The following is a 13,637-nucleotide window of genomic DNA, read 5'->3' on the forward strand; positions in this document are numbered from 1 at the left end:
CATTACGGACACGCAACCATGAAAGTACTGATCACCGGCGGCGCGGGTTTTCTCGGCCAGCGCCTTGCTCGCGAGCTGCTCGCGCGCGGTTCGCTGAAGGGCCCCGATGGCGCGCCGCAAGCGATCTCCGAGCTGGTGCTGCTCGACGTCGTGCGCGCCAACGATTTCGGCGACCGGCGCGTGCGCACCGAAGTCGGCGATATCGCCGAGCGCAGCGTGCTCGAACGCGCGATCGGCGGCGACACTGCGGCGATTTTCCATCTGGCCGCGATCGTCAGCGGCCAGGCCGAGGCGGATTTCGATCTCGGCATGCGCATCAATCTCGACGCGTCGCGCCTGCTGCTCGAAATCTGCCGCCAGCGCGGGCATCGACCGCGCGTCGTGTTCACCAGTTCGGTTGCGGTGTATGGCGGCGATCTGCCCGACGTCGTGCAGGACGACACCGCGCTTAATCCGCAATCGTCATACGGCACGCAGAAGGCGATCGCCGAATTGCTGCTCAACGACTACGCGCGGCGCGGCTTCGTCGACGGCCGCGTGCTGCGGCTGCCGACGATCAGCGTGCGGCCGGGGCGGCCGAATGCGGCGGCATCGTCGTTCGCGAGCGGCATCATCCGCGAACCGCTCAATGGCGAGGAGGCCGTCTGTCCCGTCGCGGGTTCGACGCGGCTCTGGCTGCTGTCGCCGCGTAAGGCGATCGAAAGCATGATCGCCGGGCTTGAACTCGACGCCGCCGCGCTCGGCCGGCAGCGCGCGGTGAATCTGCCGGGAATTTCGGTCAGCGTCGACGAGATGATCGCGGCGCTGCGGGAGGTTGCCGGTGACGCGGTGGCGAGCCGCATCGTGCGGCAGCCCGACGAGCGCATCGAGAAGATCGTCGGCAGCTGGCCGGGTGCGTGGGACACGTCGCGCGCCGAACGGCTCGGGCTAGCCGGCGAGCGCGGCTTCGCGGACGTGATTCGCGCCTATATCGAGGACGAGGGGATCGCGGTGCGCTGAAGTCCGTTCGAGCAAGGCCGAGCGTATTCCCTGGTGTCCGGTCGCATGGCTCCGGCCATGCTTGACATGCTTTCGCCCACACCTCATCATCGAGTCTGTTTGTTCGATATGTGACCGAGAGTTCGTGTAAAGAACTTTTGGTCCTGTTCCCTGAAGGCCAGTGCCGCCATCGTCGGCATCCCGAGCCCGTCATTCACGACTGCGCTAAGCTGCTTTGACGCGACGGCCGCCGTGCCGCCGCCCGGTGCATTCGCACCAGGCCCGCCGACGATGCGTCGGCGCATCGGTGCACCTCATCGCGGCAACGCGACACGGCGGCAGCGGCGCAGCGCACGCAGCATCTCTACTGGAGGCATCTCATGACCGAAGCATTCCTGTGCGACGCGATTCGCACCCCCATTGGCCGCTATGCGGGTTCGCTGTCGTCGGTGCGCGCCGACGACCTCGGCGCGGTGCCGCTAAAGGCGCTGATGGAACGCAACCCGAACGTCGACTGGAGCGCGATCGACGACGTGATCTACGGCTGCGCAAACCAGGCGGGCGAAGACAACCGCAACGTCGCGCGCATGTCGCTGCTGCTCGCGGGTTTGCCGAAGGACGTGCCGGGCTCGACGGTGAACCGCCTGTGCGGCTCGGGCATGGACGCCATCGGCATCGCCGCGCGCGCGATCAAGTCGGGCGAGGCTGCGCTGATGATCGCCGGCGGTGTCGAAAGCATGAGCCGTGCGCCGTTCGTGACGGGCAAGGCGACCAGCGCGTTCTCGCGACAGGCCGAGATCTACGACACGACGATCGGCTGGCGTTTCATCAATCCGCTGATGAAGAAGCTGTACGGGGTCGACTCGATGCCCGAGACCGGCGAAAACGTCGCGACCGAGTACAACATCAGCCGCGCCGATCAGGACGCGTTCGCGCTGCGCAGCCAGCAGAAGGCCGCGCGCGCGCAACGCGACGGCACGCTCGCGCAGGAAATCGTCGGCGTGACGATCGCGCAGAAAAAGGGCGATCCGATCACCGTGTCGCAGGACGAGCATCCGCGCGAAACCAGCCTCGAAGCGCTCGCGAAGCTGAAGGGCGTCGTGCGTCCCGATGGCACGGTCACGGCCGGTAATGCATCGGGCGTGAACGACGGCGCGGCCGCGCTGCTGCTCGCGAACGAGGCCACCGCGAAGCGCTTCGGCCTCACGCCGCGCGCCCGCGTGCTCGGCGTCGCCACCGCTGGCGTCGCGCCGCGCGTGATGGGCATCGGCCCGGCACCCGCCACGCAAAAGCTGCTCGCGCGTCTGAACATGACGATCGATCAGTTCGACCTGATCGAGTTGAACGAAGCGTTCGCGTCGCAAGGCATCGCGGTGCTGCGCGCGCTCGGCGTCGCCGACGACGATCCTCGCGTGAACCCGAACGGCGGCGCGATCGCGCTCGGCCACCCGCTCGGCATGAGCGGCGCGCGTCTGGTGACGGCCGCGACGTATCAGCTGCAACGCACGCAAGGCCGTTTCGCGCTGTGCACGATGTGTATCGGCGTCGGTCAGGGCATCGCGATGGCGATCGAGCGCGTGTGATGGTTTAGCGCGGCAATCGGGGCGTGCGTTCAGTACGTGCTCGCCGTTGCCGCGTTTCCCAGGTTTCATTCTGCAGCCCCGTCGCTTCGGCGACGGGGCTGTTTTTTTTATGCGGACCGCCGGATTGGCTGGCAGCGCGAGCAATGAAAGCCGCGTTGATCGCACGAGTACAATCGTTCGCGTCATTCCGTGTGAAGCAGTTGTTCTGAAGATGCGGGCATTCATCGCGCCGGGCACGAACGCTGCGAAACGCGAGGCGCATCCGTAGTGAAAGTCGAACGGGGCCACGCCGGCTCGAATACTTTCTCGAGGAGAACGCAAATGAAACCAGCGACGATTGGCGCGGCTTTGATGATCGCGGCGGTAGCGGCAACCCAGCCGGCGCGCGCGCAAGATGACATGGCGAGCACCGCGCAAAGCGTGTTGAGCGCGGTGCAGCCCGTGCATATGAAGGCCGAAATCGTCGGCATCGATCCAGGCAACCGCTCGCTCACGCTGAAGGGCGAGCACGGCAATGTCGCGGTCGTGCTCGTCAGCCAGCAGGTCGCCGGCTTCGATCAACTGAAGGTTGGCGATCGCGTCGATGTCCTCTACAAGAATGCGCTGCTGACCAAGGCCGAAAAGGTCAGCGGCAAGGGTATTCGCGAGCGGGTCGACAAACAGTCGTACACGCCGGCCTCGGGCGGCTACGAATCGGCCCGTCAGACCGAAGTGCTGGCGACGGTGCTGAAAATCGATCGCAAGCAGCGCCTCGTGACGTTGCGCGGCGCCTACCAGACCCAGACGTTCCAGGCGGCGCCTGACGTCGATCTGAGCGACGTGAAGGTTGGCGATACCCTGCACGCGGTGTTCGTATCGGCCGCGGCGGTGCAGCTGACACCCGCGGCACAGTGAGCGTGTAACGGCAGCCCGCCGCCCGCCGCGGCAAACTATGTCGATATATGTCGCGGCCCCCGCCCGACGCCCGCAAACGCCGGTCCGGCGGGCCTTCACCACGCTGACATAGCGCGACATATCTTCCATGATGATTTACCCGGCAGGTCCTTCTATAGTCCGTTCGTCGCCACCCCGCAGTGACCCCGGTGGCCCGAATCCAGCAAGGACATACCGTGAAAAATCGTTCGTTCGCAGCTTCCTTCCACGCCGACGCCAACGTTGCTGGCGCCGCGCCTGTCGCCGTCTCGTCTGAGCTTTGCGCCGCGCGCCGCGCAGTGCGCAAACTGGTATTCGGCGCCGCCGCCGCCGCGCTCGCGCTCAGCAGCGCTTCGGCGTTCGCGTGGTCGGGGCATGGCACCGCGTACACGTCGCGCGGCACCTATAACGGCGCGCACTACGGCTCGTGCGGCGGTGGCAGCTGCTCGCATGCGGGCAGCGTCGCCGGCCCGTACGGCGGCTTCGCGAGCAACACCGGCACGGTCACGCGCACCGCGCCGGGCCAGTTCTCGAACTCGGGCACCGCGACCGGCCGCTATGGCAACTCGGTGCAGCATTCGGGCGACACCAGCTGCGCGGGCGGCACCTGCTCGCACACCGGCGCGATGACCGGCCCGGACGGCAAGACGGCTACCTCGTCCGGCGACGTGACCCGCAATGCGCCCGGCCAGTATTCGTCGTCGGGCACGGTGACGGGTTCGAACGGCAATAGCTACAACCATTCCGCGTCGACGAATTGCGCGGGCTCGACGTGCTCGCGCTCGGGCACCGTGACGGGCCCCGATAACGGCAGCGTCTACCACTCGGGCACCGCAACGCAGGTCGCGCCGGGCGTCGTGACCACGTCGACGAGCGTCACCGGCACGCACAGCAACACGGTGACGACGAGCGGTACGGTCGTCACGGGCGGCGTCGTGGTGGCGGGTGGAACGACGACCGGCACGACGGTCGTCGTCGCGCCGAAGCCGGTGGTCGTGGCTGCGCCGCCGGTCGTCGTGCCGCCGCCGGTCGTGTATGTGGCGCCGAAGCCGGTGGTCGTGACGACGGTGCCCGCCTACGTTCCGCCGCCGGTGGTCGTCTATGCGCCGCCTCCTGCCGTGTACGTGGCGCCGCGCCCGGTGTATGTCGCGCCGCGGCCGGTCGTGTGGGTGCCGGGCCACTGGGTCGGCCGCGTCTGGGTGCCGGCGCACTGGGCGTGATGATGAGCGCGGCGATGCGAATCAGAAGCTGCGTCGAATCGTTGGGGCTGCGTCGGGCGGCGCCGTGCGACGCCAGCGGCGGCACCGCGCGAACGCTGCGGGCCAGTGTGGCGCCTTGCACACAGCGCGACCCATCAACGAGGCGTGCGATCTGCAAAGCCGCTGCGTTCGCCGCGCTTGTCATCGCGACGCTGCTGACGATCGATGCGTTCGTCGTAGCGGATGACGACCCGGCTATCGCGAATCACACGAGTGCGACACCGCCGGACTGTTCCGCGCGATACGCGGCTTTGCTCGACCTCGCCGAACTTGCGCGGCGGGACGGCAAATCGTCGGAAGTGGTCGTGCGTGGTTTGAGCGAGCGGGGCGGCGCAATGAGCGACTGCCTGCCCATTGCCGGTGGCGGGACCACCCCGCGGTGAATGACGCGTGACTACGCCGATGGCTCGCGCTGCCGCGTCAAATCGCGCTCGAGATAAATCGCGCCGGGAATCGGATTGAACACATACGCGTCGATCGGTTTGAAACCGAGCGACGCATAGAGTGCCAAAGCCGCGTGCATGGTCGGTAGCGTGTCGAGGCGCATGCGCAGATAGCCGGCCTGTTTCGCGACCGCGCAAATCCGCGTGGCAAGTTGCCGGCCCACATGCAGACCGCGCCCCGCCGGACGCACATAAAGGCGCTTCATTTCGCAGATCGTTTCGTCTATCGGACGCATTGCGACGCATCCGACAATCTCGCCGGCGCCGTTGCTCGCGAGCAGCAGGCAGCCCCGCGGCGCGGCGAACTTACCCGGCAGCCCGGCGAGTTCGGCGTCGAATTGCTGGAAGCACAGGTCGATACCCAGGTTCTCCGCGTATTCGCGAAAGATGGTCCGGACGATGTCGAGCTGTTCGGGGAAACGGGCGATCTGGATGGCGATCATGCGCGATTGAGGAATCAGGGAGTTCACTGCTGCAAGCCGTTAACACCAGCGGGACAGCAAAGCCAGCAGCAAAGCGCGCAGTTTATCGCGAACTCGCGCGTACGCTTCACGCCGCATTGCAAGAAGCACTGCGCGCAGGTGTCACTGAACCTGCAGTGGAAACCGGATCTCGAACGTCGTTCCCGCGCCCTCGTGCGATGCAAATTCAATGCGCCCGCCCAGTACGCGGCATAGCTCCCTGACGATCGCAAGGCCGAGCCCAGTGCCCGGAATGTCGTCGCCGGCCGCGCGTTCGAATTCGTCGAACACGCGCTCGGCATCCGCCGGCGCGATGCCGATGCCGGTGTCGGACACGCGAATCGCCCAATGCCCGGCGCCGCGCATCGCGAACTGCAATTCCACTTGCCCCGACGTCGTGTACTTGACCGCATTGGACAGCAGATTGACCGCGATCTGCTTGAGCTTCAGCCGGTTGCAGGTGACGACCGGCAACGCCGTATCGAACGCGGTGCGCAATGTCAGCCCCTTGGCTTCGATCGATGGCTGTGTCGATGCGACCAGTTCGCCATACAGTTCGCGCAGGTCGACGGGTTCGAGCACGAGCGGCGACGCATCACCGAGCACGACCGAGTACTCGACCATCTGGTCGACCAGCTGCTTCATATCGGCAGCCTGGCGGTTCGCCAGCGTCAACGCGGTTTCCGCTTTGGCGGGCGCCCGCGCGATCAATTGCAACGCAATCGAAAACGCATTGAGGAAATTGCGCAGATCGTGCACGACGCTGCGTGTGATCTGCATCCGCGATTCGTACAGTTCGCCAACCAGCCGTTGCTGCGCGAGCAAGTCGTGATTCGAGCGCTCGAGCTGCCCGGTGTATTCGTCGATCTTGCGAGCCTGCTCGCTGACCACTTCCTTGATCGACGCGAACGTGACGATACTGAACGCCTCGGCGATGAGCCTGCGCGCGCGGCTTTCGTGACGGCGCGTGAAGCTGCTCTCCCGCGCGGCGAATTCATCGAGCGCGTCTGCGAGCACCTGCTGAAAGAGATCGAGCTCGCGCACCAGTTCTTCGATCCGGTAGCCTTGGCGCCAGCGGACCTTGCCGTGCCTCCGCGCATTGCGCTCGATCGACGTTTCGACGCATTCGAGATCCTCCACGTCGAGCGCCGCGCATAGCCCTTCGAGAATTTGCGGCAGATGATCGGCAAGCTGCTGGTAGGTCAGCTTGTCCGCTTCGACGAGGTCGGGGTCGCCAGAGACGGCGTGCATCCATTGTTTCGTGAGGCGGTGCTGTTCCGCGCGGACGAAGCCGGCGAAGCCGTGCAGCGGACTCACTGGTGTGTCGGTCATGATGAATCCGGCAATGAAATTTCTACAACGGACGAACGCACGGCCTGTCTTCATTGCATCCGCTTCGCGGCGCAACGGCTCGTATGCGCCGCGAAAGGGCCAATGGGCCGACAGGTTCGATAATGCCGCACATTATCCGCGTAATCGCAGCGCATGGAAGACCGCGTGCGCACTCTGGTCACACAAACTGCGCGTGCGGTTCGCAAAAGATGATGTCCGTTGCCGATCCGGCCGTTCCCGACTGGATGATGTCGGTCATGAGCGGGGCCGCTGGCAATCCGGCGGTCGCCCGGGGTCAGCCTGCCGCGGCGCCCGTGGGCACCGCTGCCCGCGATGTCTTGATGCCTCGATCATGACGCTGGCGCGCCGCCCGCGCGGCGTCATGGGTCAGGAAACCTGCGAATCGCTCTTCACGAAATCGACGAACGCGCGCAGCGGGGCGGGTACGTGGCGACGCCCCGGGTAATAGAGAAACGGCCCGGAAAATCGCTGCCACCAAGGTTCGAGAATGGGTTCCAGCGCGCCGCTGTCGAGCTGCGGGCGCAGCATGTCCTCGAACAGATGAATGATGCCGACCCCAGCGACCGCGCAACTGATCGCGAGGTCGATCGCCGCGCCGAGGCGCACGAGCAGCGGCCCGGTCGGATTGACTTGCAACAATTCGCCGTCGCGCTCGAAGTACCACGTCGGCGTCGCGCCGCTCGCGAACTGGCCGCGCAGACACGCGTGCGACAACAGCTCGCCCGGATGTTGCGGCCGCCCGCGCGCATTCAGATACGCGGGCGATGCGGCCGTTGCGAACCGTTGCACGCGCGCGCCGATCGGCACCGCAATCATGTCCTGTTCGAGGCGCTCGTCATAACGAATGCCCGCATCGCAGCCGACCGACAGCAGATCGACGAAACCGTCCTCCACCACGACTTCGACCCGGATATCCGGATACTGCTTCACAAAGCGCGCGAGCAGGTCCGGCAGGTCGATGCGCGCCGCGCTCGTTGGCACGTTGAGTTTCAGCGTGCCGGTGGGTTTGTCACGGAAGCCGTTGAGCACGTCGAGTGCCGCTTCCATTTCGCCGAACAGCGGCGTCAATTTTTCGATTAGCCGCAGGCCCGCCTCGGTGGGGGCGATGCTGCGCGTGGTGCGGTTCAGTAGCCGCAGGCCGAGCTTCGTTTCGAGGCGGCGCACCGCGACGCTCAGACTAGACGCGGACACGCCGGCCACGCGCGCGGCATCGCGAAAGCCGCCCGCGCGGGCGACCGAAACGAAGGCGGCGAGATCATTCAGTTGCATCGGGACTGTTCACTTTTTTGAACAACCCGTGCACCTTAGACGCGTTTATTCAACAACGCAATCGGGCGATACTGGCGCTCACCACTTTTCAAGGAGATCGTCATGTCGGACTTCAACTCGCCGGATACCTTTCGACTGGCCGGCCGCGCGGTGCGGCGCATGGGCTACGGCGCGATGCAACTGGCCGGGCCCGGCGTGTTCGGGCCGCCGAAGGACCGCGACGCGGCGCTCGCGGTGTTGCGCGAAGCGGTTGCGTCGGGCGTCGATCACATCGATACCAGCGATTTTTACGGGCCGCACGTCACCAACCAGTTGATCCGCGACGCATTGCATCCGTACCCGGACAATCTGACCATCGTCACCAAGGTAGGCGCGGTGCGCGACAGCGCCGGCGCATGGCTGCCGGCGCAGGAGCCGGCCGATCTCGAACGCGCGGTGCACGACAATCTGCGCAACCTCGGCCTGGACGCGCTCGAGGTGGTCAATATGCGCATGATGGGCGACGTGCATGCGCCCAGCGAAGGCTCGATCGAAAAGCAGATCAGCGCGCTGGCCGAACTTCAGCAGCGCGGGCTCGTGCGTCATATCGGTCTGAGCAACGCAACGGCAGCGCAGATCGCCGAAGCGCAGCGCATCGTTCCGGTCGTGTGCGTACAGAATCATTACAACCTCGTGCACCGCGAAGACGATGCGTTGATCGACAGTCTCGCGAAGCAGGGTATCGCATACGTGCCGTTCTTTCCGCTCGGCGGCTTTACGCCGATTCAATCGTCGGCGCTGTCGGACATCGCGGCCAGGCTGGGCGCGACGCCGATGCAACTCGCGCTTGCGTGGCTACTGCATCGGGCGCCGAACATTCTGCTGATTCCCGGCACGTCGTCGGTCGTGCATCTGCGCGAGAACCTGCAGGCGGCGCACCTGAAGCTGAGCGACGAGGTACTCGGCGAACTGGATGCGATCGGGAATCGAGGCGCCGGCCAGAGCTGATCGCACGGCGTGACGCGCGAGACGGTGCAAAAGCGGCCGCGGCGCCTAAACCGACGCCGCAATAAAGTCCCGCAACCTCTGATGTGCGGAGGCGCGATGCGCGCGCTCGTGCCAGACAATGAAACCCTCTGTGGTCCGGAAGCTCTGGCGGCCGCTGATCCTGAACTTGGTGTGTTTCGCCGGAGCATCGGTCTACAGCGCTTATCACAGGAGGGAGATGCGGGTGGCAGAGCGCAAGGCCGACCCGATCCACGCGTCGATGATCGCCCTGAGTGTCGTCAAGCCTTGTGGCGAGGATGCGGCCACCGGCGCGGTGCGACTGGATTCGCACGACGGGCTCTGTGTCGACGACCTCATGCGGCATTCCGTTCGTCGCTGTACCAAAGCCTCGGGATTCTGGTGGTACTGGCCGGCGTATCATCGACTGTTGTGCCACCGCGCGGCAACCGCTGACGATGCCGACTCGCGCGGTCTCACGGCGTGCGCTGGCGCTCGCTGAACGGAATGCCGCCTCTTGACTTGGAGTCTGGCGCAGACTCTACGATCTGCACGACGACCTGTTCAGCGGCGACGCCAAGGCTCTCAACCACCGCTTTGGTGATCCCCGTCATCAGCGCTTTCTTTTGCTCAGGTGAGCGGCCTGCCACTGCATAGACAACGACTTCCGGCATCGCGTACTCCTCGGGTTGGAAACGAACTGCAACTGCGATCATAGCGGCACTGCACGGCCCGTGCTTGAGCCTTTGCAACGAAGCGCTGCGTGGACGCTACCTGCGCTATTCACGAAGTTTCCTCGCGTAGATAGCGCGGGTAGCAGTTTTCCCGGGCGAGCTCATCAGCGTGCACCGGCTCACGCTGCGTCCGTAAGTCGGTCGGTGCTCACACCGAATTGGCGTCCGATGGAGTGCAGCCGGTTGCCCCATTCCCAGACGCCGAAGACGTCATGTACGTTCTGCAGGCAGCTCAGCAGGTCGACAGTCTGCGGGTCGTACACGTTGATTTTCGAGCGCAGCAACGCTCTCTTCAGCGCGGCGACGCCGATATCCATGTAGGCGGGCACGTCGTTCTTCGGTTTGATGATATAGCGGATTGGAATCCCTTCCATTGCTGTCATGTAGTCACGTGGCTTGATGAAGTTGCCCACTGGACAGCCGCCGAAGTAACCGCGATACGCGCCGCCGCCGCGCGGCAACAGCGCTGCCCCGCGCTGCTGGAAAAGATGCTCGACCGCCCGGTCGAAAATGGCTTGATGGCTTAGAAATTCGACGCTCATTCGATTCTCCTGCCGCACCTGAGCTTGCGCGGTAGCCGGTTTCTGCTGTGTTCCCGCAAGCGGTTACTGAGGCGTACCGGTCCATCAATGACCGAAGTAGATCGAGTGAGTACCCAGGGTCGCTGCAGACGTGCCCGACTGCGAGGAACCATTGATTGACACTCCGCCGAGCGCTGTACTGCTCAGGTCTTGTCCCTGGATACGGGCCTCCGCCGCCTGGAGATTCGCTGGATAGTGAACATCCTTGGCACTCGGGCGATAACCGGCCTGTTCCAGTCGGATCAGATCCGCGCGCACTTCGGCACGTGTCGCCGGTGCGGTAGCGTCTTGTGCAAAAGAGACTGCCGGTGCGGCCAGTGCACTGGCAACCAACGCTGCATAGATAAGAGCTTTCATGGTAATTCGCCTTGTCGAGTCAGTTGCATTCGGCTTCACGCAGGATGAGAGGAGCCGCTGAGCTCACCGCGATGCGGGTGAGTAACCGTTATTCTGTACGCAGGCCTTGACGCGATACTGACGCTGACATTACGTCTATGTCATGTTCCGGTGCGGATACTTCCTTTCCTGCGTCGGCCTCGCGGCAAACGACGGTGGCTTGAGCGGAAGGCCCGCCCCGGGCTCGCTAGTACCTGTCAAAGATCTGCGTCGCAGCGCCCAGTCCACAAGTCGTCCATTCATTGGCAGGCGTCCGTTGCTCAAGTTGTTGTGTCGCGGCACCGCTTGCAAGCCACCAGCGAATTCGATAGATACGGGTGCTGCCGATAGTCCGGTCCTTACCCGTTAATGACAAATCCGTAATCAGGGGGCAACGGTGCCGTCAACTAGCCGATCCAATAATGATTGCACCATCTGAACGGCAACAACGCGCGTTCGGGTAGCGTCGCTCGCGTCGAGGGGCAGCTTGACCCCGCGTGCGAACGCCGTCCTGGACGCCGGTCTCATGCCCGTATCTGCACGTCAGGGCGAAATGCGCGGCCCGAAACAGCCGCATCTTTCACCGCATATCGGTTATGCGCGACGTAGTGGCCGTCCTGTTTGCATGCACCTCATTGGAGGTTCGAGCCGACAGTTATATCGCTTTCAGCGGGTGAGCAAACATGAGCTTAGCTAAAAACTCCTCTTTTATTGTCCGTCATTCCACGCTGAGCGCTTTCGTTGCAGCCATTGTCGCGATCGTAGCGGCCGGATTCGGCTTTATATACTCGGGCCTGTACGATGTGTCGGCCGCCTCCGGACACAACCCACTCGTCGCCTGGGCGTTGCATAAGACCTACCTGCAATCGCTGCACCGCCATGCCGCCGGTATCCAGGTGCCGGCCGACCTGATGACCATCGCCAACGTCGAAGCTGGAGCCCGTCTCTACAAGGGCACTTGCATCGCGTGTCACGGCGCGCCGGGACAAACGCTGAGCTCGATTGGTCAGGGCATCCTTCCACTCGCTCCGGAATTGCTAAGCGCAACGCGCCGCAACAATCCTGAGATGATGTTCTGGGTGATCAAAAACGGCGTGAAAATGACCGCAATGCCAGCATTCGGCAAAACGCAAGACGATCAGACGATCTGGGACTTGACGGCATTCCTCTATAGAGGACGGGGCATTTCTGCGCAAGACTTCGAAAAGCTCAGCGCGGCGAAACCGAACCCGTCGTCGAAGCCATCGCAGTTGCCGTAGTACTCGCCGGTTCGGCTGTCTCGTTTGCACCATCGAACGCCCGCGATAATAGCGCCGCCTCGCACAACGGCACGCGTGCAGCTACGGGTCGTGTCGCCGATCGCACGTCGGCGGCGGGTGCATATCCGGCGTGCCATCCCGTGGTTCCGGTTGGTCACAACGCATATGGGCAAGGTTGAAGCCCCTGTGGTCGCTTTTAAATGGTCTGTTATTTGTTGCTGCCAGCCCCTGTGCCGTACAAACCATTGTCAAATCCGCCCGCGCCTTGCGTCTTGTGATCTTTGGCTCCGGTTTTGCCGCGCGACGTCGCGGAGCCGCCGTCCCGCGCTTGTGGCTGTTGCGATTCATGAACGGCCGAGGTGGCCGGATCGGGGCGGGTCCCCATCGGGGCAGTACGGTTTTCTTGTTGTGATGCGCCGCTGTTCTGGGGAATTTGCGCAATGCCGCACGGGCTCGCAGCGAGCATCGCGATTGCCACTGCCCGCGATGCCCAACCGTTCGACGCGCGCCGGTTGCTTTGAGAGCGAAGATGCGATGTCATGACATCACCTGCCGATAAAAGAGTGAAGGTCAAACTGCGACCGACTGTCAACGTGGATGAACTGCTTAAAGATGCAGCAGGATGAATGCCCGCGATGTCGAACAGGCTGCGATACTTCATATTTGCCGCGTTGCGGAATAAGAACGGACTTCGCTGCAGTATTGAATACGGCCACCTATAATCCCTGTCAGTATCCCCGAAAAGAGCTGAGGCCATTTATGACCCATATGTCCCGGCGACAATTCATGAAGGTTTCCGCCACCACGCTCGCCGGATCGAGTCTAGCCCTGATGGGCTTCTCGCCGACACCCGCGTTGGCGGAAGTCCGTCAGTACAAGTTGTCGCGCACGACTGAAACCCGCAATACCTGCCCGTACTGTTCGGTGGGCTGCGGCATCCTGATGTATGGCCTGGGCGACAACGCCAAGAACGCCAAGTCCAGCATCATCCACATCGAAGGCGATCCCGATCATCCTGTCAATCGCGGCACGCTTTGCCCGAAGGGCGCGAGCCTGATCGACTTCATTCATAGTCCGAGCCGGTTGAAAGTCCCCGAGTACCGCGCGGCGGGATCGAATGAATGGACACGCATCTCGTGGGAAGACGCGCTCGACCGGATCGCCAGGCTGATGAAGGAAGACCGCGATGCCAACTTCGTCGAGACGACGCAAGACGGCAAGAAGGTCAATCGCTGGCTGACTACCGGCATGCTGGCCGCCTCGGCGGGTAGTAATGAAGTAGGCTATTTGACGCACAAGACTATTCGCAGTCTTGGCATGCTCGCATTCGACAATCAAGCACGTGTCTGACACGGCCCGACGGTGGCAGGTCTTGCCCCGACGTTTGGCCGTGGAGCGATGACGAACCATTGGGTCGACATCAAGAACGCGGATGTGATTCTCGTG

Annotated in this window: 16 protein-coding genes; 9 read left to right on the forward strand and 7 right to left on the reverse strand. The window is 63.8% G+C overall.

From position 1 onward, the window contains the following. The first annotated feature begins 18 nt into the window (after positions 1 to 18). The 5 genes from denD (at position 19) to VGH68_RS20775 (ending at position 5,115) form a co-directional block, all read left to right on the forward strand. A complete protein-coding gene (gene denD / locus VGH68_RS20755) occupies positions 19 to 999 on the forward strand; it encodes a D-erythronate dehydrogenase (protein ID WP_331605566.1) in 981 nt (326 codons plus the stop codon). Between the two features lie 359 nt (positions 1,000 to 1,358). Further along, on the forward strand, positions 1,359 to 2,561 hold the full coding sequence (pcaF, locus tag VGH68_RS20760; protein ID WP_331605567.1) for a 3-oxoadipyl-CoA thiolase: 1,203 nt from the start codon (positions 1,359 to 1,361) through the stop codon (positions 2,559 to 2,561). Positions 2,562 to 2,882: 321 nt separating this feature from the next. Then, entirely contained in the window at positions 2,883 to 3,455 is a 573-nt protein-coding gene (locus tag VGH68_RS20765; protein WP_331605568.1) for a hypothetical protein, read from the forward strand. 215 nt (positions 3,456 to 3,670) lie between these two features. Then, a complete protein-coding gene (locus VGH68_RS20770) occupies positions 3,671 to 4,693 on the forward strand; it encodes a hypothetical protein (RefSeq protein WP_414696968.1) in 1,023 nt (340 codons plus the stop codon). Positions 4,694 to 4,707: 14 nt separating this feature from the next. Then, complete coding sequence (locus VGH68_RS20775; RefSeq protein WP_331605569.1) at positions 4,708 to 5,115, forward strand: hypothetical protein; 408 nt, start codon at positions 4,708 to 4,710, stop codon at positions 5,113 to 5,115. 11 nt (positions 5,116 to 5,126) lie between these two features. On the opposite strand, the gene VGH68_RS20780 is transcribed toward VGH68_RS20775, so the two are convergent. The 3 genes from VGH68_RS20780 to VGH68_RS20790 form a co-directional block, all read right to left on the reverse strand. Next, positions 5,127 to 5,618 (reverse strand): GNAT family N-acetyltransferase, encoded by a 492-nt coding sequence (locus VGH68_RS20780; RefSeq protein ID WP_331605588.1) that lies wholly within the window; start codon positions 5,616 to 5,618, stop codon positions 5,127 to 5,129. Between the two features lie 141 nt (positions 5,619 to 5,759). Next, a complete protein-coding gene (locus VGH68_RS20785; protein WP_331605570.1) occupies positions 5,760 to 6,968 on the reverse strand; it encodes a sensor histidine kinase in 1,209 nt (402 codons plus the stop codon). A 387-nt stretch (positions 6,969 to 7,355) separates the two neighbouring features. Beyond that, positions 7,356 to 8,258 (reverse strand): LysR family transcriptional regulator, encoded by a 903-nt coding sequence (locus VGH68_RS20790; protein WP_331605571.1) that lies wholly within the window; start codon positions 8,256 to 8,258, stop codon positions 7,356 to 7,358. Between the two features lie 102 nt (positions 8,259 to 8,360). On the opposite strand from VGH68_RS20790, the gene VGH68_RS20795 reads away from it, so the two are divergent. Then, on the forward strand, positions 8,361 to 9,245 hold the full coding sequence (locus VGH68_RS20795) for an aldo/keto reductase family oxidoreductase (RefSeq protein WP_331605572.1): 885 nt from the start codon (positions 8,361 to 8,363) through the stop codon (positions 9,243 to 9,245). A 118-nt stretch (positions 9,246 to 9,363) separates the two neighbouring features. Next, positions 9,364 to 9,744, forward strand: coding sequence for a hypothetical protein (locus tag VGH68_RS20800; protein ID WP_331605573.1), 381 nt, complete (start codon positions 9,364 to 9,366; stop codon positions 9,742 to 9,744). On the opposite strand, the gene VGH68_RS20805 is transcribed toward VGH68_RS20800, so the two are convergent. The 3 genes from VGH68_RS20805 to VGH68_RS20815 form a co-directional block, all read right to left on the reverse strand. Continuing rightward, entirely contained in the window at positions 9,719 to 9,958 is a 240-nt protein-coding gene (locus VGH68_RS20805; protein ID WP_331605575.1) for a tautomerase family protein, read from the reverse strand. The genes VGH68_RS20800 and VGH68_RS20805 overlap by 26 nt on opposite strands. Before the next feature lie 137 nt (positions 9,959 to 10,095). Continuing rightward, complete coding sequence (locus tag VGH68_RS20810) at positions 10,096 to 10,518, reverse strand: hypothetical protein (RefSeq protein ID WP_331605576.1); 423 nt, start codon at positions 10,516 to 10,518, stop codon at positions 10,096 to 10,098. Between the two features lie 84 nt (positions 10,519 to 10,602). Further along, a complete protein-coding gene (locus VGH68_RS20815) occupies positions 10,603 to 10,914 on the reverse strand; it encodes a DUF4148 domain-containing protein (protein ID WP_331605577.1) in 312 nt (103 codons plus the stop codon). A 701-nt stretch (positions 10,915 to 11,615) separates the two neighbouring features. Here VGH68_RS20815 and VGH68_RS20820 point away from each other — a divergent pair. Further along, entirely contained in the window at positions 11,616 to 12,191 is a 576-nt protein-coding gene (locus VGH68_RS20820; RefSeq protein ID WP_331605579.1) for a cytochrome c, read from the forward strand. Positions 12,192 to 12,399: 208 nt separating this feature from the next. Here the strand turns inward: VGH68_RS20820 and VGH68_RS20825 are convergent, their stop codons facing one another. Continuing rightward, a complete protein-coding gene (locus tag VGH68_RS20825) occupies positions 12,400 to 12,852 on the reverse strand; it encodes a beta-xylosidase (RefSeq protein ID WP_331605580.1) in 453 nt (150 codons plus the stop codon). A gap of 98 nt (positions 12,853 to 12,950) precedes the next feature. Between VGH68_RS20825 and VGH68_RS20830 the strand changes: the two genes are divergently transcribed. After that, on the forward strand, positions 12,951 to 13,637 hold a 687-nt coding region (locus tag VGH68_RS20830; protein ID WP_331605589.1), incomplete at its 3' end, for a molybdopterin-dependent oxidoreductase.

Source organism: Paraburkholderia sp., from assembly GCF_036488505.1.
Lineage (GTDB): Bacteria > Pseudomonadota > Gammaproteobacteria > Burkholderiales > Burkholderiaceae > Paraburkholderia.